This is a genomic window from Ensifer sp. Root954, assembly GCF_001429005.1.
Classification (GTDB): domain Bacteria; phylum Pseudomonadota; class Alphaproteobacteria; order Rhizobiales; family Rhizobiaceae; genus Ensifer; species Ensifer adhaerens.
The window spans coordinates 170475-192667 of record NZ_LMJM01000023.1 but is presented as its reverse complement, the minus strand read 5'-3'; the positions used below and the strand labels follow the sequence as shown (position 1 = coordinate 192667).

General features: G+C 63.2%; 18 protein-coding genes and 1 pseudogene. 9 read left to right on the top strand and 10 right to left on the bottom strand.

All coding sequences use genetic code 11. The features are described from left to right. The 5 genes from ASE71_RS14970 to ASE71_RS14950 form a co-directional block, all read right to left on the bottom strand. Complete coding sequence (locus tag ASE71_RS14970) at positions 1 to 978, bottom strand: magnesium transporter CorA family protein (protein WP_060516390.1); 978 nt, start codon at positions 976 to 978, stop codon at positions 1 to 3. Between the two features lie 362 nt (positions 979 to 1340). Next, positions 1341 to 2504: an Mrp/NBP35 family ATP-binding protein gene (locus ASE71_RS14965; RefSeq protein WP_034801037.1), complete on the bottom strand. Its 1164-nt coding sequence runs from the start codon at positions 2502 to 2504 to the stop codon at positions 1341 to 1343. Between the two features lie 460 nt (positions 2505 to 2964). Next, positions 2965 to 3738, bottom strand: coding sequence for a LuxR family transcriptional regulator (locus tag ASE71_RS14960; RefSeq protein ID WP_051659571.1), 774 nt, complete (start codon positions 3736 to 3738; stop codon positions 2965 to 2967). A gap of 142 nt (positions 3739 to 3880) precedes the next feature. Then, positions 3881 to 4621, bottom strand: a complete 741-nt coding sequence (locus ASE71_RS14955; RefSeq protein WP_060516392.1) for a LuxR family transcriptional regulator — start codon at positions 4619 to 4621, stop codon at positions 3881 to 3883. A gap of 195 nt (positions 4622 to 4816) precedes the next feature. Further along, a complete protein-coding gene (locus ASE71_RS14950; RefSeq protein WP_060516565.1) occupies positions 4817 to 5635 on the bottom strand; it encodes an IclR family transcriptional regulator in 819 nt (272 codons plus the stop codon). Positions 5636 to 5789: 154 nt separating this feature from the next. On the opposite strand from ASE71_RS14950, the gene ASE71_RS14945 reads away from it, so the two are divergent. The 5 genes from ASE71_RS14945 to ASE71_RS14925 all read left to right on the top strand — a co-directional run bounded on the left by ASE71_RS14945 (position 5790) and on the right by ASE71_RS14925 (position 10833). Then, positions 5790 to 6560, top strand: coding sequence for an SDR family NAD(P)-dependent oxidoreductase (locus tag ASE71_RS14945; protein WP_060516394.1), 771 nt, complete (start codon positions 5790 to 5792; stop codon positions 6558 to 6560). Then, entirely contained in the window at positions 6557 to 7477 is a 921-nt protein-coding gene (locus ASE71_RS14940; protein ID WP_200949861.1) for a 2-dehydro-3-deoxygalactonokinase, read from the top strand. The genes ASE71_RS14945 and ASE71_RS14940 overlap by 4 nt, the downstream gene beginning before the upstream one ends. Positions 7478 to 7492: 15 nt before the next feature. Continuing rightward, entirely contained in the window at positions 7493 to 8128 is a 636-nt protein-coding gene (locus ASE71_RS14935) for a 2-dehydro-3-deoxy-6-phosphogalactonate aldolase (protein WP_034801028.1), read from the top strand. Next, positions 8128 to 9012, top strand: a complete 885-nt coding sequence (locus ASE71_RS14930; RefSeq protein WP_060516398.1) for an SMP-30/gluconolactonase/LRE family protein — start codon at positions 8128 to 8130, stop codon at positions 9010 to 9012. The genes ASE71_RS14935 and ASE71_RS14930 overlap by 1 nt, the downstream gene beginning before the upstream one ends. 96 nt (positions 9013 to 9108) lie before the next feature. Next, positions 9109 to 10833: an IlvD/Edd family dehydratase gene (locus ASE71_RS14925; protein WP_034801023.1), complete on the top strand. Its 1725-nt coding sequence runs from the start codon at positions 9109 to 9111 to the stop codon at positions 10831 to 10833. Positions 10834 to 10896: 63 nt separating this feature from the next. On the opposite strand, the gene ASE71_RS14920 is transcribed toward ASE71_RS14925, so the two are convergent. Continuing rightward, entirely contained in the window at positions 10897 to 11991 is a 1095-nt protein-coding gene (locus ASE71_RS14920) for a hypothetical protein (protein ID WP_156400695.1), read from the bottom strand. 357 nt (positions 11992 to 12348) lie between these two features. On the opposite strand from ASE71_RS14920, the gene ASE71_RS14915 reads away from it, so the two are divergent. Next, positions 12349 to 12987 (top strand): PRC-barrel domain-containing protein, encoded by a 639-nt coding sequence (locus ASE71_RS14915; RefSeq protein ID WP_060516403.1) that lies wholly within the window; start codon positions 12349 to 12351, stop codon positions 12985 to 12987. Positions 12988 to 13088: 101 nt separating this feature from the next. On the opposite strand, the pseudogene ASE71_RS14910 reads toward ASE71_RS14915, so the two are convergent. Both ASE71_RS14910 and ASE71_RS14905 read right to left on the bottom strand, forming a co-directional pair. Further along, positions 13089 to 13639, bottom strand: a pseudogene (locus ASE71_RS14910) (N-methylproline demethylase); the annotation flags it as partial. Between the two features lie 82 nt (positions 13640 to 13721). After that, complete coding sequence (locus ASE71_RS14905; protein ID WP_060516405.1) at positions 13722 to 15272, bottom strand: trimethylamine methyltransferase family protein; 1551 nt, start codon at positions 15270 to 15272, stop codon at positions 13722 to 13724. Between the two features lie 92 nt (positions 15273 to 15364). Between ASE71_RS14905 and ASE71_RS14900 the strand changes: the two genes are divergently transcribed. Further along, positions 15365 to 16303 (top strand): LysR substrate-binding domain-containing protein, encoded by a 939-nt coding sequence (locus ASE71_RS14900; RefSeq protein WP_060516407.1) that lies wholly within the window; start codon positions 15365 to 15367, stop codon positions 16301 to 16303. A gap of 6 nt (positions 16304 to 16309) precedes the next feature. On the opposite strand, the gene ASE71_RS14895 is transcribed toward ASE71_RS14900, so the two are convergent. Both ASE71_RS14895 and ASE71_RS14890 read right to left on the bottom strand, forming a co-directional pair. After that, entirely contained in the window at positions 16310 to 17656 is a 1347-nt protein-coding gene (locus ASE71_RS14895; protein ID WP_051659581.1) for a putative bifunctional diguanylate cyclase/phosphodiesterase, read from the bottom strand. A gap of 263 nt (positions 17657 to 17919) precedes the next feature. Further along, the gene (locus ASE71_RS14890; protein ID WP_060516409.1) at positions 17920 to 19638 is read right to left on the bottom strand and encodes a response regulator; all 1719 of its coding nucleotides are present in this window, start codon (positions 19636 to 19638) and stop codon (positions 17920 to 17922) included. A 381-nt stretch (positions 19639 to 20019) separates the two neighbouring features. Between ASE71_RS14890 and mutL the strand changes: the two genes are divergently transcribed. Together mutL and ASE71_RS14880 are read left to right on the top strand one after the other, a co-directional pair. Next, on the top strand, positions 20020 to 21837 hold the full coding sequence (gene mutL / locus ASE71_RS14885; RefSeq protein ID WP_060516411.1) for a DNA mismatch repair endonuclease MutL: 1818 nt from the start codon (positions 20020 to 20022) through the stop codon (positions 21835 to 21837). A 90-nt stretch (positions 21838 to 21927) separates the two neighbouring features. After that, complete coding sequence (locus ASE71_RS14880; protein ID WP_034801006.1) at positions 21928 to 22161, top strand: DUF2093 domain-containing protein; 234 nt, start codon at positions 21928 to 21930, stop codon at positions 22159 to 22161. The last annotated feature ends 32 nt before the right edge of the window (positions 22162 to 22193 follow it).

Here is a 22193-nt window from a genome sequence, read left to right as displayed (position 1 = left end):
TCAAAGCCAGCCTTTCCAGCGGAAAAAGAAAAAGGGGATCACGGCCGATATCACCATCGCCGCGATCGCCCAGGGATAACCGAATTGCCATTCCAGCTCGGGCATGACGCGGAAGTTCATGCCGTAGACAGAGGCGACCAGCGTCGGCGGCAGAAGCACGACCGACGCGATCGAGAAGATCTTGATGATGGCGTTCTGCTCGACGTTGATCAGGCCGAGCGATGCATCGAGCAGGAAGGTAATGTTGCCGGAAATGAACCCGGCATGTTCGGACAGCGATTGGATGTCGCGCGAAATCGAGCGGCAGAGTTCGCGCGTTTCCTTGTCGTCCTGCACCTGCGGAACGGTGTAGACGAATGTCAGCAGGCGCGAGAGCGAGGCGAGGCTGTCGCGGGTCTTGGCGACCAGACGATGATGCCCGGCAACGTCGCGCAGGCGCGCCTCGAGAAAATGCGGCGGGCGGCGCTTGCCGGCGGCCTTGTCGCCGAAGACGGCGATCGACAGATCGTCGATCTTGGTCACGGCCTCTTCGAGAATTTCGGCGGTTCGGTCGGCGATCGTTTCCAGGAGCCGGGTCAGAACCACCGCGCCGTCTCGGCAATTTCCGGGGAAGCGGTGCATCGACGCCTTGAAGAGGGCGAAGGATCGAGGCTCGGCATAGCGGATGGTGATGAGCCGGCTACCCGCCAGGATAAAGCCGATGTCGGTCAGGCCGGGTATCTCCGTGTCCGAACGAAACACCAGTGACGCCGTCATGAACACGGCGTTCTCCTCGATATAGAGACGGCTCGAAGGCTCGATGTCCTTGAGGTCGTCGCGCGTCGGGATGGAAATGCCGAGCAGCTTTTCCATCATCAGATCTTCCGCCTTGTTCGGCTCGACCAGATCCAGCCAGATGAGGTCCGAACGCAAGCTCTCGGGCGGGTCGGCGGGCGTCAGGACGACGGCCGTGCCATCGGCGCAATAGCCGGTGATCATGCGAGCGTCCTCGTCATGCCAACCTTAGGGTCGAATGGAAGAGGCGAAAGGTCGTGCGCCACAAAATACCCACAATAGAGATCCATCGGATGGGACGTTCCGCCAGTCAGGACAAAGTCTTCAACTCAGTCATCGCGAGAGGCCAAGATCTCGGGCGAGAGGGCGTCAAGTTGGGCACCTTCGCAAGTGCGGCAAGGCATATGGCGCAACGCAAACGCAAAATCAATGCCCTCTTGCAATCCGGCACGCGGGCATGCGCCGCCAGTTCGGCGCCACCCTATAGCATGTTTGCTTAAATCAAAACCGAATCAAGGGCAAAACGATTCGTGCCCGGCAGCCGGGCAGAACCGCTTCGAGACAAACTACTCGAACACGATGTTCGGCGCGGCGCGGCTCTTGTCCTGCTGCGTGGCCGATACCTGTTCCCAGACCTTTGTCGCGATATCGCGGTAGACGCGCGCGACCTCGCCTGCCGGGTCGGAGGCGACCAGCGGCGTTCCTGCATCCGACGTCTCGCGAATTCCCATCGTCAGCGGCACTTCGCCGAGGAAGGGCACGCCGATGCGTTCTGCCTCCTTGCGGGCGCCGCCGTGCCCGAAGATGTCGTAGCGGTTTCCGGTGTCGGGCGCGACGAAGTAGCTCATGTTCTCGACGATGCCGAGCACCGGGACTTCCACCTTGCGGAACATGGCAAGGCCCTTGCGCGCATCGATCAGCGCCAGGTCCTGCGGCGTCGAGACGATGACGGCACCGGCAAGCGGCACCTGCTGGGCCATGGTGAGCTGGGCGTCGCCCGTGCCCGGCGGCATGTCGACGACGAGCACGTCAAGATCGCCCCAGGCGACCTCGCGCAACATCTGCAGAAGCGCCGACTGGATCATCGGTCCGCGCCAGATCATCGCCACTTCCTCATCGACGAGGAAACCCATGGACATGACCTTGAGGCCGTAATTTTCCATCGGGCGGATGAGCCGGCCCTCGATCTGCTGCGGCCGGCCGGAAATCTTCAGCAGCCGCGGCATCGAGGGGCCGTAGATATCGGCATCGAGCAGACCGACTTTCAGGCCGTTTGCCTGGAGTGCCAGCGCCAGATTGACCGACGTGGTCGACTTGCCGACACCGCCCTTGCCCGAAGCGACGGCGATAATCGCGCCGACGCCGGGGATCCCCGCCTTGGCGGGCGGTCCGCCAGCCGGACGCGGGGCGTGGGAGTGGCCTGCATGGGACGGTGCCTGCGGCTGCGGGCGCTGCACCGGCGCGCTGCCTGCGGCTGCCTTGCGGTCGGCCGTCAGAGCGACCATTGCCGCGGTGATCCCGGGAATGTCACGCACCACGCGCTCGGCTGCAGCCCGCATCGGCTCCAGCTCCTTGGCGCGTTCGGCCGGCACGGTGATCGAGAAATAGGCCTTGCCGTCGGAGATGAAGACATCAGACACGAGCCCGAGGTCGACGATATTGCCTTCCATGCCCGGGCCACGCACCGTGCGCAACTTTTCAAGCACCACTTCTTTCGTGACTTCCGGCATCGCGCCCTCTCATTCTTTTGTTATCTCTTAGATAGTCGAGGCGGGGCGCTTCGCCAATGCGACATAACGGAAAAAGGAAGGGCCACCACCCGCCTCGGTGTCCGTACATCCGGGATCACCTTCAAGGCGGGCAGTGGCCCTTTCGGTCGCGACCTTCTTGGGCGCTGTCTTCTTTTTAGTCCCCTCTGGACATGCCAATAGAAATGCAGGATGCGTGCCAGTTTCAGATCTGGCGGAAATAAGCAGCAATTTCAAAAAGATAATCTCGACCGCCATTCATCGGCCGGCGATGGCATATGCCCAGTTTCTGAGCAACCGTCTGCAAATCGTCCAAGGATGGAGCAGATCGCCCAGATGACGGAACCTTGGCGACAGCATGCCGGGCTTCCCCAAGCTTCTTTCGATCGCATCAGGTCGAGGACATTCAGGAAGAGGCTTGCGGCGCAGGGCCGACTTGGGGCTAGCTGATGTAGCCCTTCTTCATCGCCTTCACGACCGCCTGAGTGCGGTTGACGGCGTCGAGCTTCTTGGTCACGTGGTTGAGGTAGTGGTTGACCGTATGCTCGGAGAGCCCGAGGATGCCGGCGATCTCGGCGCTGGTCTTTCCGGCAGCCGTCCAGCTCAAACACTGGATCTCGCGCTCCGAAAGTGCTGCGCCGCTGCTCTTCCACACGGAGCCTATTTCGGCGAGGCGGTTATAGACATGGATTGCAATCATCTGCAGTTCCATGGTGACGGTCATCGGCAGTTCGACCAGCGGGCCCATCAGGATGACCGCGCCGCGGCCGCCCTCGGCGTCATGAACCGGGAAGTAGCTTGCCTGGAAGATACCGTTTTCGCGCAGCATCTCGATGTATTCGGCCGCCGATTCCGGTTTGCCGCCCTCTCCCTCCCAGGCTGCAAGCGTCACCTGGAACGGCGTCGTCGTCTCGCGCAGGCGGCGCACGCCGGTGCTGAAGCGCAGCATCGACAGGCTGTCATACTTGTTCAGCAGCTCGGCCGGCATGTTGGAGATGACGGTGCTCGCGGCGAGGCGCTCCACGTCGATCGAGGGGATCGAGCAGATCAGAAACGTCTTGAAGCCAAAAACCTGCGTGATCCGCCGCATATAGCGGATGATATCGAACTGGGTCTCAAGCTTTGCGATCTCGGACGCGAAATCGCCGCCCCGGGGCAGATCTGCGTCAGTCATCCCGGTCGTCATCGTATCCTGCATTCGCGCGTTCCATGGCATTCATCACGTATCAAATAGACCGAGCCGCCTGCCAATGCCAACAGATGATCGAAAATCCCTGCCGCTTCGACCCAAAAGTCTGTGTATTTCCCCTCGTGAAGGCCGATATTGCCATCAGCTCGCGCACGACGCGTGCCGGCGATCAGTTGATCAACCCGGCGCGCACGGCCTTTGCAACGGTCTGAACGCGATTGACCGAATCCAGCTTGCGCGTTGCCCGGTTGAGGTAGTGGTTGACGGTATATTCGGACAGCGCCAGAATTTTCGCCATTTCACTGGTGGTCTTGCCGGCGGCCGCCCAGCGCAGGCACTCGACCTCGCGGCGTGAAAGGCTTCCCGCACCGCGCTTGTCGCGATCGCGCACCTCCATGTATTTGCTGTAGAGCACGCCGGCCCAAAGGTTGAGCTCCTGAAGCTCGTCATTGGAAACCACGGGACGGTCGCCGCCAAAGGCGATCGCGGCGCGGTGGCCGCTCGCATCGTGCACCGGCAGATAGAGGCCGCGCGGCATGTTCGCCTGCTCGAAGACGCAGACCGCCGCATCGCCCTTGCCGTCGGCTCGGCGGCGCGCAAGCTGGTGCGCGTCGTAGGTAAAGGGGATGGTGCTGCGCCGAAGCCGCTGGATCACCGGGCTGCCATTGATCAAGCCGGCACTGTCATAGCCTTTGAGAAAGGCGGCCGGGTAGTTCGTCATCAAGGCGTTGACGGACAGGCTGTTGCTTTCCGTTTCCGGAATGGCAAGCACCAGGAAACCACGGAAACCGTAGGAATCCGCAACCTGGGTGATCACGCGCCTGATATCCTCTTCGCAACAAATCGGCCCACGGATGGTTCGCCCATCAGGAAGCGCCAACGCCGACAAATTCGCGCTGAAATCAATCATCTTCCGCCCTTCTCCACATCCAGTTCCATGCGGGAACCGGCCGCTGACGCCGCATGAAGATCACGTCAAAAATTTATACCAATACCAAAAACGAACCAGACTAAGACCATCCACGAACCTGAGTCTGATATATTAAAGCTATCGAGCGAGACGCGCCACGTCCAGTCGATGTTTCTAATTTACCGTAAAGTGAATTCAAGGTCCACCACGGCCGGGCCCAAGACGGATCGCCGCGTCCTCGCCAACCGCTTGCGCCGCTGCCCGAACCGCGGCCGCCCAGGCCGACAATTGTTCCATGGTCACCCGATAGGCAGGCCCGGTTACCGACAGGCCGGCCGCAAGTTCGCTGCCGGGAATGAGGATAGGTGCTGCAACGCAGCGGATCTCCGTCTCATGTTCCTCGCGGTCGAAAGCGTGGCCGTCGCGCCGGATTTCCTCGATCTCCGCCAGCAAGGTGGCAGCCGAGCGATGGGTGTGCGGCGTGAAGGCGTGAAACTCGGTTCGGGCCAAAATACCTTCCAACTCCGGCTGTCCAAGCAAGGACAGCGCCGCCTTGCCGATGCCGGTGCAATAGGCCGGCGACGCCTTGCCGATCTGCGAACTCATGCGCACCGTCTGGCGGCTTTCTACCTTGTCGACATAGACGATCTCGGTCTCGCGCAGGATGCCGAGATGCACGGTCTCGCCGGTCAGTTCGTGCAATCGCTGCAGGTGCGGCTCGGCAACATCGCGAAAGCGATTGGCGGACCAGGAGCGATAGGCCAGCGTCAGCAGCCGAAGGCCAGGCTCATAGGAGAGGTCGCGGCGCTGGATCAGCAGCCCTTCCTCGACCAGATGGCTGAGCAGCCGGTACAACGTGCCGCGCGGCTGGCCGGACCGGGCGAGAATATCGGTAAAACGCTGCGGGCCATCGGCGGTGACCACCGCTTCCAGGACGGTGATTGCCTTGCCGAGCGTGCCCGTGCCAGCCTCCGCACGCACTTCGTCCCCTCCGCCTGCCGCTTCACCCGTCATCGTCGCTCGCTTGTTTGTTTCCGATTGCAGTCGCGCGATCGGGCGCGCGACCTTGACAAGGTAGACGCTTCGACGTGATAATTCCATATAATAAAATCAAGTTCCGAATAATGGAACAATTCTTCACCATAGGACTGATCGGGGATACAGGAATATGCCGGTGCCGAAGGCACAATTTCATGATCTCAAAGACCGCGCGGTGCTGGTCACCGGCGGCGGTTCCGGCATTGGCGCAGCGCTTGTCGAGGGCTTCGTCGACCAGGGTGCACGGGTGGCCTTCGTCGATATCGACGAAAGGGCAAGCCTCGACCTCGTCGAACGGCTCGCCATCAAGGCAAGCACGGCACCGGTCTATATTCCCGCCGATTTGCGCGACATTGAAGCGGTAAAAAAGGCCGCGCAGACTGCGGCGGCCGCTCTCGGCGCGATCCACGTGCTCGTCAACAATGCGGCGCGCGACGATCGCGAGCCACTGGAAAGCGTGACCGAAGAGAGCTGGGACGAGAGCCAGGCGGTTAACCTCAGGCACCTCTTCTTCATGAGCCAGGCGGTTGCACCGCATATGCGCGAAGCCGGCGGCGGGTCGATCGTCAATTTCTCGTCGATCGCCTATCTGCTCAACATGGCCGAAATCCCGGCCTATGCGACGGCGAAAGCCGCGATTGTCGGCCTGACCAAATCGCTCGCCGGAAAGCTCGGCCAGGACAACATCCGCGTCAACGCGATCCTGCCCGGCATGATCGTCACCGAGCGCCAGAAACGACTGTGGCTGAGCGACGCGGCAATCGCCGGCATGCAGGAACGGCAGTGCCTGAAGCGCAGCCTCACCGCCGACGATCTCGTCGACCCTTGCCTTTTTCTCGCGTCGGCGTGCTCGTCGGGCATGACCGCGCAAACAATGATCATCGATGGAGGCGCACTTTGATGACGGCAGCCTATTATGCCGCGGTCGACTGGGGAACCACGAGTTTCCGGCTGTGGATCATCGGCGAGGACGGCTCGGTGCTCGCCGAGCGCCGAAGCGGCGAAGGCATGACCACGGCCAACAAGGCCGGGTTCCATGCGATCCTAGAAAAGCACCTGGCCGCCGTCGATGCGCCAGGCCACCTGCCGGCGATCATCTGCGGCATGGCCGGTGCCAAGCAGGGTTGGGTCGAGGCCGGCTATCTCGATACGCCGGCCGCGCTCGCCGATATCGCCTTCCATGCCGTGGCCGTGCCGGATCTCGATCGCGACATCCGTATCCTGCCGGGTCTGGCGCAACGTGACCGGCGGCACCCGGATGTGATGCGCGGCGAGGAGACGCAATTGCTCGGCGCGGCAAGCGACCTCGGTCGCGGCCGGCATCTCGTCTGCATGCCGGGCACGCACAGCAAATGGGTGCGGCTCGAAGACGGCGCCGTCAGCGGCTTTTCCACCTTCATGACCGGCGAATTGTTCGACGTGATCTCCAAGCACTCGATCCTCAGCCACTCGATCGCCGACGCGCACGCGTTTACCGGCGATCATCCCGCCTTTGCGGCGGCGGTGGCCGAGGCACGCACAAATCCGGCGCTCGCCACCAGCCTGATCTTCGGCGCGCGCTCAGGCCAATTGCTGCACGGCGCAAGCGCGACCGACGCCAAGGCATTGCTGTCGGGCACGCTGATCGGCCTGGAGATCGCCGGCGCGTTGGCTTCAGCCAAGACGATCGACAGCATCTGCCTCGTCGCCTCCGGATCCCTTGGTACGCTTTATCAGGCTGCGCTCGAAAGCCTCGACTGCCCTCTTCAGGTGGTCGATGCCGACACGGCCGTCCGCTCCGGCCTTTCGACCGCCGCCCAGGCGATCTGGCCCCTCTGAACGAAAGACACGCTCATGACCCGCATTCCCTTTCCGTCGATGAAGTACCCGCTGATCGCGATCCTGCGCGGCCTCAAGCCCGAGGAAACCGCAGGCGTCGTTGGTGCCCTGATCGAGACCGGCTTCTCCGCGATCGAGATCCCGCTGAATTCGCCCGATCCGTTCCGGTCGATCGAGACGGCAGTGAAGATGGCGCCCGAGGGATGCCTGATCGGCGCCGGCACGGTGCTGACGACGACACAGGTGGAACAACTCGCCGATGTCGGCGGCCGCCTGATGGTGAGCCCCAATGTCGAGCCGGCGGTGATTTCTCTCGCCGCCAAAAAGGGCATGGTGACCATGCCAGGCGTGCTCACCCCGACTGAGGCGCTTTCGGCCGCGGCGGCGGGCGCCACCGGCCTCAAGTTCTTCCCGGCAAGCGTGCTCGGCCCGTCCGGCATCACCGCGATCCGCGCGATCCTGCCGCCAGAGCTGGAAATCGCTGCCGTCGGCGGCGTTTCGGACGCGAATTTCGGCGACTATGCCAAGGCCGGTATCCGCAGCTTCGGTCTTGGTTCCAGCCTCTACAAGCCCGGCATGAGCGCGGCTGAAGTGCGCGAGCGCGCCGTTGCCACCATCAAGGCCTACGACGCCGTCTACGGAGCGCGCTGATGAGCGACACCATCCCCTTTTCCGGCAACATTCTCTGCGAAGCGACGTCGATCCTCGGCGAAGGTCCGACCTATGACCCGGCCACCGGCACCGCCTGGTGGTTCAACATCAAGGGCCAGGAACTGCATGAACTGCACCTCGAAAGCGGGCGCAAGACCGTGCACGCCCTACCCTTCCTCGGCAGCGTGCTCGCCGTCATCGATCCGACCCGGCAGCTGATCGCCTCCGACCAGGGCCTCTTCATCCGGGATACGCAGACCGGTGCCTTCAGCCTGCTGACCACGCTTGAGGACAAACCCATCAATCGCTCGAACGACGGCCGGGTTCATGCGTCCGGTTCGCTCTGGATCGGCACCATGGGCCGCAGCGCCGAAAAGGGCTCCGGCGCGATCTATCACGTCGCCGGCAGCAAGGTGACGAAGCTCTATGCCGCCATCACCATTCCCAACAGCATCTGCTTCTCGCCGGATGGAACCGTCGCCTATTTCGTCGATACCGACATCAATCACCTGATGCGCGTCGATATCGACGCCGCGACCGGGCTGCCGAAAGGCGAACCGAGCCTGCTCGTCGACGGCAGTGGCGAAGCTGGCGGTATCGACGGCTCCGTGTGCGATGCCGACGGCCTGATCTGGAACGCCCGCTGGGGCAGCGGCACGGTCGATGTCTACCGCCCCGACGGCGCGCGCATCGCGCGCTACGCCGTGCCGACGAGCCAGCCGAGCTGTACCGCCTTCATCGGAGCGAAGGCCGACCGCATACTGGTCACATCCGCCTGGCAGGACATGGACGAGGCAACGCGTGCGGCGGACCCGCATGCCGGCAAGACCTTCGATCTCGGCGTCAGCGTCAAGGGCCGGTTCGAACCGTCTTTCCGTCTCTGACCGGAAATTCTTGGCCGAGTAACTCTTGGCGAAGCGCCAATAAAAAGTCATACAATTCAGCCACGCGTTTGATCGCATGGTGAGGAGGAAGCTCGCATGAGCGACAAGAAGAAAGAACTGCGCAGCCGTCACTGGTACGGCGGCACCGACAAGGATGGGTTTATCCATCGCTCCTGGATGAAGAACCAGGGATTTCCGGACCACGTTTTCGACGGCCGCCCGATTATCGGCATTTGCAACACCTGGTCGGAACTCACGCCCTGCAACAGCCATCTGCGCATTCTGGCAGAGGGCGTGAAGCGTGGCGTGTGGGAGGCCGGCGGTTTCCCGGTCGAGTTCCCGGTGTCTTCGCTCGGCGAGACGCAGATGCGCCCGACCGCGATGCTCTTTCGCAATCTGCTCGCCATGGATGTCGAAGAGGCGATCCGTGCCTATGGCATCGACGGCGTGGTGCTGCTCGGCGGCTGCGACAAGACAACCCCCGGCCAGTTGATGGGTGCGGCGTCGGTCGACCTGCCGACGATCGTCGTCTCCTCCGGCCCGATGCTGAACGGCAAGTGGAAGGGCAAGGACATCGGCTCCGGCACGGATGTCTGGAAGTTCTCCGAGGCCGTACGCGCCGGTGATATGAGCATGCAGGAATTCATGGCGGCAGAAAGCGGCATGTCGCGCTCACCGGGTGTGTGCATGACCATGGGCACCGCCACCACCATGGCGTCGATCGTCGAGGCTATGGGCCTGTCGCTGCCGACCAATGCCGCGCTGCCGGCCGTCGACGCCCGCCGCATGGCACTGTCGCACATGACCGGCAAACGCATCGTCGAGATGGTGCATGAAGACCTGCGCCTGTCGAAGGTGCTGACCAAGAAGAATTTCGAGAACGGCATCATTGCCAACGCCGCCGTCGGCGGTTCGACCAATGCCGTCGTGCACATGCTGGCGATCGCCGGCCGCGCCGGCGTTGATCTCTGTCTTGAGGATTTCGACCGCGTCGGCAGCCAGGTGCCGTGCATCGTCAACTGCATGCCGTCCGGCAAGTATCTGATCGAAGACCTCGCCTATGCCGGCGGCCTGCCGGCGGTGATGAACCGCATACAGCATCTGCTGCATGCCGACGCGCCGACAGTCTTCGGCGTGCCGATCAGCAAATACTGGGAAGATGCCGAAGTCTACAACGACGACGTCATCCGCCCGCTCGACAATCCGCTGCGGGCTGCCGCCGGCATTCGCGTGCTCAAGGGCAACCTTGCCCCGAACGGCGCCGTCATCAAGCCGTCGGCCGCAAGCGAGCATCTCCTCGTCCATGAAGGTCCGGCCTATGTCTTCGAGACGATCGAGGAGCTGAAGGCGAAGATTGACGATCCGGACCTGCCGGTGACCGAAGACACGATCCTTGTGCTCAAGGGCTGCGGACCCAAGGGCTATCCGGGAATGGCCGAGGTCGGCAACATGCCGATCCCGCGGCGCCTCGTCGAAAAGGGCGTGCGCGACATGGTGCGCGTGTCCGACGCCCGCATGTCCGGTACCGCCTTCGGCACCGTGGTCCTGCATGTCAGCCCGGAATCGAATGCCGGCGGGCCGCTCGCCATCGTCAAGACCGGCGACCGCATCCGCCTCGACGCGATGAAGGGCGAGCTCAACCTGATGATCAGCGAGGAAGAGTTTGCGACGCGCATGGCCGCCTGGCAGGCGCCGCCGCAGAAATGGACCCGCGGCTACTACAAGCTCTACCAGGACACGGTGCTACAGGCCGACAAGGGTGCGGACCTCGACTTCCTCGTCGGCGGCAGCGGCAGCGAAGTGCTGCGCGAAAGCCACTGACGGCTTCGGACGCAGTTCGAGGCAGACGCGTTTCAAATACCCCGCCCGTCAGGCGGGGTATTATTATCCGGCCAGGGAACGGGAGCCCAACGGCGAAAGCCTTGCGGCCGGCGAACGCAGTCGCGACCAGGTTTCAAAGCCGTAGATGGCGAGCCCGAGCGCAATGAAAAACTCCTTGTACTCGGTCGGATCCCAAAGGCGCACGAGCGTGGAAGCCTGGAGAATGAACAGCTCCTGGATCGCGACGATCAGAATGGCGCCTGCCGTCAGCACGATGAACTCGCGCCAGTGCCCCGCCCTCAGCGCGATATCGGCAATCACCAGCAGTATGATCACGGTCATCATCACCATCATCTGCGTCGGCAGCATGCTCCAGTTGTCGCTGTTGAAGGCGGCCATCGGGGCGCTTGCCGCCAGCACCAGCACGCTCGGGGCGAAAGCATCGAGCCGGCCAAGGCTGATGCTCTTGCGCAGATAGAGCCAGACGAAGGGCGCCAGCGTCAAAAGGAAGAAGCTGCCGGTGTAGTAGAGCAGTTCCGAGAAGCCGGTGGAGATGTTGTGCAGGTTCAATTCCTGCTGCTTGTTGAGCGCGAGCAGGCCCTCCGGCGTGGCGATACCGAAGACGCGCTGCATCCAGGATATCTCCTCCATGCCGACCACGAAGAAGCAAAGCGCCAGAAGCGCTGCAAAAGCCGCGGCCATCCAGGCGCGACGTCCCATTCCTGAACGGGCCACGCGCAGTTGCCCGACGGCAGCAAACGCAAAGAAACCGCTGGCGATGAAGATCAGCAGGGCAGAGACCCATTCGACCAGGCCGTCTTCACGCGCCAGAAGGCTGAAACCGAGGGGATCGGCAACGAACACCAGCGCCATCAGCACGGCGAGCATCCAGCCGGCGACACAAAGCCCAAGCTCACGGCCGGACGCCAGCCGCAGTTCCGGCGCGCCCAGCCAGGCGGCATCGCGGGTAAAGCCCTGAACAGCCGCGAGCGACAGGCTCAGCGCCACCCAGGCATGCCAGAGATTGTAGGGCTCGACGCCAGGAACCCGTTCCGAAAAATAGCGCAGCCCAAAAAGATTGCGCTCGATCAGAACGAGGCCGGCCATCGCCAGAACGGAGAGCAAGGAAACAGAAAGAAAGCGGCGCGGCAAAAACATCGTGAAAACCATCCCGGGATAACAGGGTGACGACGCTGCGCGCTATTTCCTGCCATCTGCCAAGTATCGACAAGAACGCTCAAGAATTCATGAATGGCCCAAAGTACATAATTGATCACTAAAATACATATATTCGAAAAACAAAATACATGTCCGCGCGAGATTGCCGACAATCCTTGGAAAATCGCGGCGGAGGGTCATGTTCAGCGACAACGGACCTTTCGACCTGAAACTTTGACTATTTTTTCCGGAACCGTTCGGGCTCCCGGGCGTTGACACCATATCACCGGCGCGGTCGACCTGGCGGCAGAAGCCAGGCCGCGCCCTGATCGAAACGTCAAGGAAAGGCAGTTTGAGATGATCAAGAAACTCGTAACAACCGTCGCAGCCGGCGCGCTCTTCGCGGGTCTTACTGTCGCCCCGGTGGCTTTCGCGCAGGACGCAACCAAGCCGATGGAACAGCCGCAGACGATGCAGCCGGCGCAGCCCGCCCCGGACGCCATGGCTCCGGCCGATCAGGCTGAAACGAAGCCGCCGATCACGGAAACCAAGCCCGCGGATATGGCGCAATCGGACGCCACCTATCTGACCGAGCAGGCAAGCGACCAGATCGCAGCCAGCACCTATATCGGCCAGAGCGTCTACAATGCCGGTGACGAAAGCATCGGCGAGATCAACGACCTGATCATGAAGAAGGATGGCGGCGTGGAAGCGGCCGTAATCGGTGTCGGCGGCTTCCTGGGTCTCGGTGAAAAGGACGTAGCGGTTCCGTTTGATCGCATCACGATCGCCGAGCAGCCCAACACGGACAAGCTGAAGCTGACGACCACCGAAACCGCCGATACGCTGAAGGCGGCTCCGGAGTTCAAGACGAAGGCGCAGCAGGTTGCCGAACAGAACGCCAACCAGCCGGTTGACACGTCGACGACCTCTTCGACCACGACTACTGCACCGGCGCAGCCGATGCAGCAGGGTACCGAACAGCCGCAGCAGTAACGTCGTAGCATTCCAAGCTGTTCAGTACGCCTTCCAATGGGCGGCGGTGCCAGGCACCGCCGCCTTGGCTTTGCGTCAGACGAGCACTCCGTCGCGTAGGCATCGTAAATGCCCGCGTGGATGTTGCGGCTGGCGGCGGCATCGCCGATGCGGAACATGTCGAAGCGGGCATCGAGGTTTTCTGCGGGGTGGTGTTCTCACCGCGAAGCAGCGCCTTGTAATCGACGCCCCCCAGCTTGCGTGAAAGCGGCTTCAGTTCACGATAGAGGTCGTCCATCGGCACCGTGCCATGCTCGACCACCACTTGCGCCACACGCCCCTTGATCGTTGCCTTGTCCAAAAAATCGGAACCGAGCGTCGCAACAAGGCCATTGCACTCCCGCCGAACGGATTTCAGCCGCGTGTTGATCGTCACCCGGACATTGTGTTCGGCAAAGGCGGTCGCATAGGGCACATGGTTCATGCCCCCCGACCTCGGGCGCGAACATGCGCTCGGGCGAGACAATCTCGAGCTCGCCGCCGCCGCGCGCGATCAGCTCGGCCGCCATCATGCCGCTATAGGCGCCGTTGTCGTCATAGAGCGGCACCGCCCCTCCGGCTTCACCGTCCCGGCGATGATATCCCACCAGCTCGACACGACGAGGTCGTCGGCTCAGGCGGCAAGACTGCAGCAGCGGATCTTTCGACGATGTCGTTTCCTGTTCCTTGAAAGGCGACCGAGAATGCCGGCTTCGTCAGTACCAAGCATCCGCCATGCTCTCCTTACGGCGCGTGACATAATCGATCAGCGCCTCGTCGAGCGCCACATCCAGCGGCGGCGCTTCATATTCGGCAAGCGTCTTCTTCCAGGCGCGGTTGGCACGCGTCGCCATGTCGGTCTCGCCCTCCTCAACCCATTTCTCGAAGGGCTCGTTGTCCGAAAGGGCCGAATCCCAGAAGGCGGTCTGGTAGTTGCGCATGGTGTGGTCGCAGCCGAGGAAATGGCTGCCGGGACCGACCTGCAGGAAGGCGTCCATGGCCAGCGTGTTGTCGTCGACGACCACGCCGGCAAGATAGGAATGCAGCGCGCCGCAGAAGTCGGTGTCCATAACGAACTTCTCGTAGGACATGGCGAGCAGCCCATCGACGAAGCCGGCGGAATGCAGGATGAAATTCGCGCCGCAATGCACCGCCGAGAGCATCGACATCGCGCCTTCCTGCATCGCCTGTGCATCCGGCAGCTTCGAATTGGAGAAATTGCCGGCACAGCGCAGCGGCAGGCCGAGCCGGCGCGCAAGCTGGCCGACGACCATGCTGCCGATCGCCGGTTCCGGCGTGCCGAAGGTGGGCGAGCCCGAGCGCAGCGACATGGACGACAGGAAATTGCCGAAAATGACCGGGGCGCCCTTGCGCTCCAGCTGGGTCAGCGCACAGCCGGCAAGCGTCTCGGCATAGGACTGGGCGATGGCGCCGGCATTGGTGACCGGCCCCATGGCGCCGCCAAGGATGAAGGGCACAATGACCGCGGCCTGGTTTGCCCGCGCATAGGCGCGCAGCGACTTCGTCATCGTCCCGTCCCAGACGAGCGGCGAATTGACGTTGACGTTGCCGAGGATGACGCAGTTGCGATCGACGAAATCGCGACCAAAGAGAATGCGCGCCATCTCGATCGAATCTTCGGCACGGTCTTCCGCCGTGATCGAACCCATGAAGGCGCGGTCGGAATATTTGATGTGGCTGTAGACCATGTCGAGGTGGCGCTTGTTGACCGGCACGTCGACCGGCTCGCAGATCGTGCCGCCGGAATGGTGCAGCCAGGGGCTCGACTGCGCCAGCTTGATCAGGTTGCGGAAGTCCTCGATCGTGCCGTAGCGCCGGCCCTTGTCGAGGTCCATGACGAAGGGCGAGCCATAGGCCGGCGAGAAGACGACGTTGTTGCCGCCGATCTCGACATTGCGCGCCGGATTGCGGGCATGCTGGGTAAACTGGTGCGGCGCCGAGGCGACGATTTCCTTCAGCATGCCCGGCGCGAAGGTCACCCGGACGCCGTCGACCTTCGCGCCGGCCCTTCGCCAGTGATCGAGAGAAACCGGGTCGTCGCGAAACTCGATGCCGACTTCGGCAAGGATTCGATCGGCAATCGCCTCGATCCGAAGCAGGCTTTCCTCGCCAAGGATATCGTAGGTGGGAATGTTTCTGGTGATGTAGGGAACACCGAGGCTGCGTCCTGCGCCCTCGCGCCGGTTCGGCCGTGTGCCGCGTGTCCGTCTCGGTGCCGCCGCGTCCGTTGCCAGTGCCGTATCCATGCCCATATCCTCCCATCATCTCAGGTGATGCTATGGGCGAAAAATTCCACTGTAACGCTGGAAAAATTCGATTCATGCTATAAGCGTGATTTATGGAAAACCTTCGCCGCCTGCTCCCGTCCGCCGCAAGCCTCATCGTGTTCGAGGCAGCCGGCCGCCACCAGAACTTCACCCGTGCTGCCAACGAGCTCGGCATGACCCAGGCTGCAGTCTCCTACGCCGTGCGCGGTCTTGAGGAACAGCTGGGCGTGCCGCTGTTTCATCGCGTGCACCGCGCGGTCGAGCTGACGGAAGCGGGCGAGAAGTTTCATGCCGACGTCTCCGTCGGCCTGTCGCGCATCCAGAAGTCGGCCGAAGACATTCGCGCAAAGGGCCGCGAGACCAACGTGACGCTCGCGGCCTCCACCGCCTTTGCCTCGATGTGGATGCTGCCGCGCCTCAACCGCATGCGGGAGGACCTGCCGGAAATCGATCTCCGGATCCAGACCAGCGTGCGCGACCTCGATCTGGAAGAAGAGCCGATCCCGCTCGGCATCCGCGGCGGCGACCCAAGCCATTGGCCGCGTTACCATGCCGCCCTGCTCGCCGACGAGGTGGTCAACGCGGTCGCCACACCCGCCTATATCGAGCGGCACGGCTTGCCGAAAACGGCCGCCGACCTGCCACGCCACAATCTCATCCACCTGGAAGAGCCGGTCCGACGCGCCTGCGACTGGACCGAGTGGTTTGCGAGCGCCGGTCTTGCCTATCCCAAACAGGCCCGTCGGCTTTCGATCAACGACTATGTCCTGGTGATCCAGGCGGTGCTATCCGGCGAAGGCGTGGCGCTCGGATGGGAACACTTGATCTATCCGCAGATCCGCTCGGGCGCGCTGGTTCCGGTCGCCGGACACGTGCTGAAGACGGGCCTTGCCTTCTACGTCGTCTGGCCGAAATCGCGCGAACTGAATGCGCAGGCCAAAAGGGTGCGTGACTGGCTGCTGGATGAGGGGCGGCGCGACCGCGCAGCGATGTCCGGCGCCGACGACTAACCCGGATCAGGCCTGGGCGGGAAGATCGCGGTAGCGATCGGCAAGATAGCGCATCGTCGCCACCGCATCGGCGGGCTTTCCGTAGAAGTAGCCCTGCCCCAGTCCGCAGCCGAGCGCCTTCAGTTTCAGGGCTTCGGAAAAATCCTCGATGCCTTCGGCGACGACTTCGAGCTCAAGCCCCTCGCACATCGACACGATCGCCTTGATGATATGCTCCGAGGCACGATCGGCAGAAATGCGCGAGACGAAGGCCCGGTCGATCTTGACCTTGTCGAAGGAGAAGTCGCGTAGCCGGCCAAGGCTCGACTGGCCCGTGCCGAAGTCGTCGAGCGAGACACGGACGCCGGCGGCGCGCAGTTCCGCAACGATCTTCTGGGCGATATCCGCATCGGCCATGACGGCCGTTTCGGTGATCTCCAGCTCCAGGCGCCGCGGGTCGAGGCCGATCTGGCTGATGATCGACAGCAGGCGCCGGCTGGTGGTCGGATCCGTGAGCTGCGCCGAGGAGAGATTGAAGGAGAGGAAGAGCTCCTTCGGCCAGGAAAGCGCGGCATGGGCTGCCTTGCGCAGCAGGACCTCGGCGAGCGAATCGATGAAACCGCGCTCTTCGGCGAGCGGCACGAACACCGCCGGCGAGACATAGCCGAGATCGGCATCGCACCAGCGCGCCAAGGCCTCGAAGCCGACAACCGCGTCGTTGCGCAGATCGACGATCGGCTGGAAATGCACGTCAACCTCGTTGGCGATGATGGCGTTGCGCAGCGCTTGCTCAAGCTGCGTCGCGCGCTTCATCTCCTGGGCGATCTCCTGCGAGTAGACGGTGATCTGCCCGCGGCCGCGGCGCTTCGAGCGATAAAGCGCGGTATCGGCGCTTTTCAGGAGGTCCTCGAATACCTCTCCGGCAAAGGGATAAACGGCGAAACCGAAGGAGGCGGACAGACGAACGTGACGGTCGCCGAGATCAAAGGGGGCCGACAGCACCTCCTTCAGCATCTGTCCGATCTTCTCGGCGCCCTTGCGCTCGAAGATCAGCGGCAACACGAAGGCAAATTCATCGCTGTCGAAACGGATGATCGTGGCACCCTCGGGCGCGCAGGCCTTCAGGCGATAGGCCACCTGGCAGAGGATCTCGTCGCCCGCTTCCGGTCCGAACAGGTCATTGATCGGCTTGAAACCATCGATATTGGCAAGGCCGATGGTGAACGGAGCCGGGTCACTGGCACGCTCCTCGGCGAGATCAAGGACACACTGGCGCAGGCAACGGGCGTTGCCGAGCCCGGTCAGTTGATCGACATCACCCCGGGCCGCAGGCGCCTCGCGGCCAACACGGTGGTAAGGTGTTTCCGCTGTCATCATCGCCGTCCCCCACTCATCTGGCAGGGATGGCGTGCGATCGAGCCCGCCGCCAGCATGCGCCACGACGCAAACCGGCTGTGTCTTTCCGACACGACCGGGGCTTGGGCAACGAGGTGGATGCGAGGCATACGGATGGGGCTCTACACTTTAGCGGCAATTCGGGGCAGACGATCGCAATCGGCGGTTAACAATCCGATATCGTGCCGCTCCAAGATTTGCCATTGGCCTCCCCAATTCTAGCGAGTTGACACGCCTTTTACTCAACCTGCCGTTCGTACTGCCTTCACCGGCATGAATTTTCTCAACACCGCCTCGATCATATCGGGGCTCACCGGCTTCATGATGTGGTCGTCCATGCCGCATGCCTTGCATTGCTGCAGGTCGATATCCAAGGCCTGGGCGGTAACCCCGATGATCGGAGTTTTCTGTGCGCGTCCCTTTTCAGCCGACCGGATTGCGACGGTTGCGTCGAAGCCGTTCATGACCGGCATCGACACATCCATCAGCACAAGGGCCGGTTGCAGTTCGTGCCAGAGTTCGATGGCCTCGCGACCGTTGGCGGCGATCCGATGCGAAACGCCGAGCCCCTCGAGGATCTGGGTGAAGACGAACTGGTTGATCTGATTGTCCTCGGCAACGAGCACGTCGACCTGCGGAGCCGGCGGCGGCGGCGCGATCTCTTCGGCCTCGAACGACAGCGACCATTCCGGTTGCAGCGCGGCACCCGCGCGCTCGGAACAAACACGGAAGACTTCCGCAAGCACCGCCGCCCCGTCCTGATCGGCGGACACCGGGAGGATCGGGCTGTCGCGCCAGCCGGCAGCGATCTTCTGCCGCTCGGGGAAAGCCGCGTCCAGCAACAGGATGTCGAGCTTCAGCCCCGCCTCGTCGACGGCAGCGCAGAAGGCGTACAATTCGTCGGCATCGCGAACGGCGCAGGCGTCGAGCCCGGAGCCGCGCAGCCGGGCGACAAGCCGCTCCTCCAGCGCTCGGTCGTCGGTCGCCAGAAGCACCCGCAGGCCGCGCGCCGGCAAGGTCTCGATCATCGACCCCGCCTCGACGAGCTGCTGGACATTCAGCGCCCGGAAAGGATCGTAGAAATTCTGCGCCGCGGCAAAAATGCTGTAGTCGCGGATCTGCAGGGCGACCTCGCCCGAGGGCTCCTCGCCGCCCTGATACCAGACGGCAATATCGGTCACGTCGTTCATGCAGGTGACGACGAAATGGCGGCCGGGCATGCCGACGCGGTACTTGCGGGTCAGCACCCAGAGGTCGCTACCGTCGGCACGCACGATGTGCTCGGCCTGCGAAAACGGTTTGCCGGTTTCAAGCACCATGCGATCGGACTGTTCGAAGCGCTCCGCCAGGTCGCTCTCGACCAGGTCCCAGGCTGAGCGGCCGAGGATGGCGTCCTGCGCCAGGTCATGGATCAGGCAGAAGGCCTTGTTGACTGCGATGTAATTGAGATTGCGATCCTTGACGCAGATGGGATTGGGCTGCGCGTCGAGGATCTGCTCGGTCAGTTCCACCCGCTCTAGGTCGGTCTGAAGCTGTTCGTCGCGCTTCTTCTGGTCGGAGACGTCGCTGATCGACAGGATGCCCATGCCGCTCGACAGGCGGCGCTTGCGCATCGAAACCCAGCGGGTGCGGCCGGCGCGCTCTACGCTCTCGTAGCGCTCGCGCCAATGCAGCGCCATGTGCTCGGCAATCCATTCCTCGCGGTTGGTGCGTCGGCGGCTGTTTTCCGGGACGGTGCCCGGACGGACACCGGTGTCATAGACGGCACCGAGGAAGTCCCTGAGCCGCGCGCCCGGCATCAGGGCTTCCGCCGGGACCGGGAAAAATTGCAGCATCGTGCGGCTGGCAAAGAGAATGGTATCGTCCCGGCTGCAGACAAGCACAGCGATGCCGAGTGCGTCGCAACTCGACTCAAGAATGACCCTGTTGATGTCCGCGCCGTTCGGCGCCCCATCGCTCATCGCACTGTCCTCACTCGCCTACCGCATGTGTCCCTGGATCGTCAGATCAGGGGGAACAGGCGGCCATCCAAAGTGCCACAACGGCCTGCCGCGTCTTCATAATGACGCGCGGCGCTGCAACGGCGGTTTCATTTCGGGACATGCTGGGGTGGCCTTGGCAGGCGTCTCTTCGAGCGGCGGGAGTGCGGCGTCCAGCTACGCCGCAAGGCTCAAAAGACAAAACCCGTGATCATTCAGGTTGTTGTGGAAAATCGCAGCAGAGTGTTAAGGGCCGATTAAACCCTCGATCATTTTTCAAGGGTGTCGGCACCAAGCGCTCGCGACCGGGGACGAGATACCGTCCCCTCTTCCGTTTCCGCGGCGAATCCCGGAAAATGGGCCATGGCCATCAAGCAGCTTTCAGAAACCCTCATCAACCAGATCGCCGCCGGCGAAGTGATCGAACGTCCGGCCAGCGCCGCCAAGGAGCTGATCGAGAATGCGCTCGACGCCGGCGCGACCCGCATCGAGATCGCGACCGCCGGCGGCGGCAAGACGCTGCTGCGGGTCACCGACAACGGCTCGGGCATGGCACCTGGCGACCTCGAACTTGCGGTCCGAAGGCACTGCACGTCGAAGCTCGACGACAGCCTCTTCGACATCCGCACCCTCGGCTTTCGCGGCGAGGCCCTGCCTTCGATCGGCTCGGTCGCCCGGCTGTCGATCACGACGCGCACGGCCGGCGCCAGCGAAGGCGCGGTCATTGCGGTTACCGGCGGCAAAACCGAGGCGGTCCGCCCCTCGCCGGCCAATACCGGCACCGTCGTCGAAGTGCGCGATTTGTTCTTCGCCACCCCGGCCCGACTGAAGTTCATGAAGACCGAGAAGGCGGAAGCAGCGGCCATTTCGGAAGTGGTGCGCCGCATGGCGATCGCGTTTCCGGCGGTCCGTTTCGTGCTCTCCGGCAGCGACCGCTCGACGCTCGAATTCCCGGCAACCGGCGACGACCGGCTAGCGCGCATGGCGCAAGTGCTCGGCAAGGATTTTCGCGACAATGCGATCGAGATCGATGCGGCGCGGGAAGACGTCGAACTGACCGGCTTTGCCGGCGTGCCGACTTACAATCGCGGCAACTCGCTGCAGCAATATGTCTTCGTCAATGGCCGCCCGGTGCAGGACAAGTTGCTGCTGTCGGCGATCCGTGCCGCCTATTCCGAGACGATCCCGAGCGGCCGCTATCCGGTCGCCGTGCTGTCGATCACGCTCGACCCGGCGCTCGTCGACGTCAACGTGCATCCCGCAAAGTCCGACGTGCGCTTCCGCGACCCCGGCCTGATCCGCGGGCTGATCATCGGCGCGATCCGTCAGGCGCTGACGCGCGACGGCGACCGCGCCGCAACGACGGGCGCCCGCGGCATGATGCAGGCGTTCCGCTCCGGCGATTACCGCCCGCAGCCCTGGAGCGCCGAGACGTCGCCTTCCCGGCCGACACAATTCGACGCGATGCTGCGCCACCTCGGCGAGCAGCCGCAGGCAAGCTTTGCGGCATTTTCCGCCCCTTCGGCGCGCGTTGCCACCCCGTTCGAGCGGGAAATGCCCGTGCCGGCGCCGGAGGCCAAGCAACCGCCGCCGCCGCAATCGTTCCCGCTCGGCGCCGTGCGCGCCCAGCTGCACGAAAACTACATCGTCGCCCAGACCGATGACGGCCTCGTCATCGTCGACCAGCATGCCGCGCACGAGCGGCTGGTGTTCGAGGCGATGCGTACGGCGCTGCATTCGCGGCCGGTCGCCGCCCAGGCGCTGCTGATCCCGGAGATCGTCGACCTGCCCGAAGACGATTGCGACCGGTTGATGGCCCATGCGGAGGAGTTCTCCCGCCTGGGTCTCGCGATCGAGCGCTTCGGACCGGGCGCGATTGCGGTGCGCGAAACGCCGGCCATGCTCGGCGAAATGGATGCCGTCGGTCTCGTGCGCCAGCTCGCCGACGAGCTTGCCGAATGGGATACGGCAAGCGGGCTGACGAGCCGGCTCGAATATCTCGCCGCGACCATGGCCTGCCACGGATCGGTGCGCTCGGGACGGCGCATGCGCACCGAGGAGATGAACGCGCTTTTGAGGCAAATGGAGGCGACGCCCGGCTCGGGCCAGTGCAATCACGGCCGGCCGACCTATATCGAACTCAAGCTCTCCGATATCGAACGGCTGTTCGGCCGGAGCTGATCTTCACGCCTGGCGAAATGCGACTGGCATTTTTCCGGACGGCGAGCTAGACCAGAGAACCAATAACGAAGACGGAAACAGGCGCCGAGCATGATGAACCGGTTTGAAGGAAGCGCTTCGCGCGAAGCGAAGATCCGTTATCTCGACGGCGACTTTCAGATCGTGCTCGCGGGTTCGCACGTGGTCTGCGCGATGACCGGCAAGATCATCCCCGTCGACGAACTGCGTTACTGGAGCGTCGCCCGGCAGGAGCCCTATGTCGACGCGGAGGCCTCGCTCGAGGCGGAAAAGCGCGCAGGCGCGCTGCCCAACCAGCGCCGCTAATCAAGCCCGGACACCAACAACGGCACTCCGGC

Excerpts from the sequence above, each read along its gene's own strand:
- ASE71_RS14965 (WP_034801037.1), bottom strand. The coding sequence starts at position 2,504 with ATGCCGGAAGTCACGAAAGAAGTGGTGCTTGAAAAGTTGCGCACGGTG.
- ASE71_RS14935 (WP_034801028.1), top strand. The coding sequence starts at position 7,493 with ATGACCCGCATTCCCTTTCCGTCGATGAAGTACCCGCTGATCGCGATC.
- ASE71_RS14970 (WP_060516390.1), bottom strand. The coding sequence starts at position 978 with ATGATCACCGGCTATTGCGCCGATGGCACGGCCGTCGTCCTGACGCCC.
- ASE71_RS14950 (WP_060516565.1), bottom strand. The coding sequence starts at position 5,635 with ATGACGGGTGAAGCGGCAGGCGGAGGGGACGAAGTGCGTGCGGAGGCT.
- ASE71_RS14955 (WP_060516392.1), bottom strand. The coding sequence starts at position 4,621 with ATGATTGATTTCAGCGCGAATTTGTCGGCGTTGGCGCTTCCTGATGGG.
- ASE71_RS14900 (WP_060516407.1), top strand. The coding sequence starts at position 15,365 with ATGGAAAACCTTCGCCGCCTGCTCCCGTCCGCCGCAAGCCTCATCGTG.
- mutL (WP_060516411.1), top strand. The coding sequence starts at position 20,020 with ATGGCCATCAAGCAGCTTTCAGAAACCCTCATCAACCAGATCGCCGCC.
- ASE71_RS14880 (WP_034801006.1), top strand. The coding sequence starts at position 21,928 with ATGATGAACCGGTTTGAAGGAAGCGCTTCGCGCGAAGCGAAGATCCGT.
- ASE71_RS14945 (WP_060516394.1), top strand. The coding sequence starts at position 5,790 with ATGCCGGTGCCGAAGGCACAATTTCATGATCTCAAAGACCGCGCGGTG.
- ASE71_RS14930 (WP_060516398.1), top strand. The coding sequence starts at position 8,128 with ATGAGCGACACCATCCCCTTTTCCGGCAACATTCTCTGCGAAGCGACG.
- ASE71_RS14960 (WP_051659571.1), bottom strand. The coding sequence starts at position 3,738 with ATGCCATGGAACGCGCGAATGCAGGATACGATGACGACCGGGATGACT.
- ASE71_RS14895 (WP_051659581.1), bottom strand. The coding sequence starts at position 17,656 with ATGACAGCGGAAACACCTTACCACCGTGTTGGCCGCGAGGCGCCTGCG.
- ASE71_RS14905 (WP_060516405.1), bottom strand. The coding sequence starts at position 15,272 with ATGGATACGGCACTGGCAACGGACGCGGCGGCACCGAGACGGACACGC.
- ASE71_RS14890 (WP_060516409.1), bottom strand. The coding sequence starts at position 19,638 with ATGAGCGATGGGGCGCCGAACGGCGCGGACATCAACAGGGTCATTCTT.
- ASE71_RS14920 (WP_156400695.1), bottom strand. The coding sequence starts at position 11,991 with ATGTTTTTGCCGCGCCGCTTTCTTTCTGTTTCCTTGCTCTCCGTTCTG.
- ASE71_RS14915 (WP_060516403.1), top strand. The coding sequence starts at position 12,349 with ATGATCAAGAAACTCGTAACAACCGTCGCAGCCGGCGCGCTCTTCGCG.
- ASE71_RS14925 (WP_034801023.1), top strand. The coding sequence starts at position 9,109 with ATGAGCGACAAGAAGAAAGAACTGCGCAGCCGTCACTGGTACGGCGGC.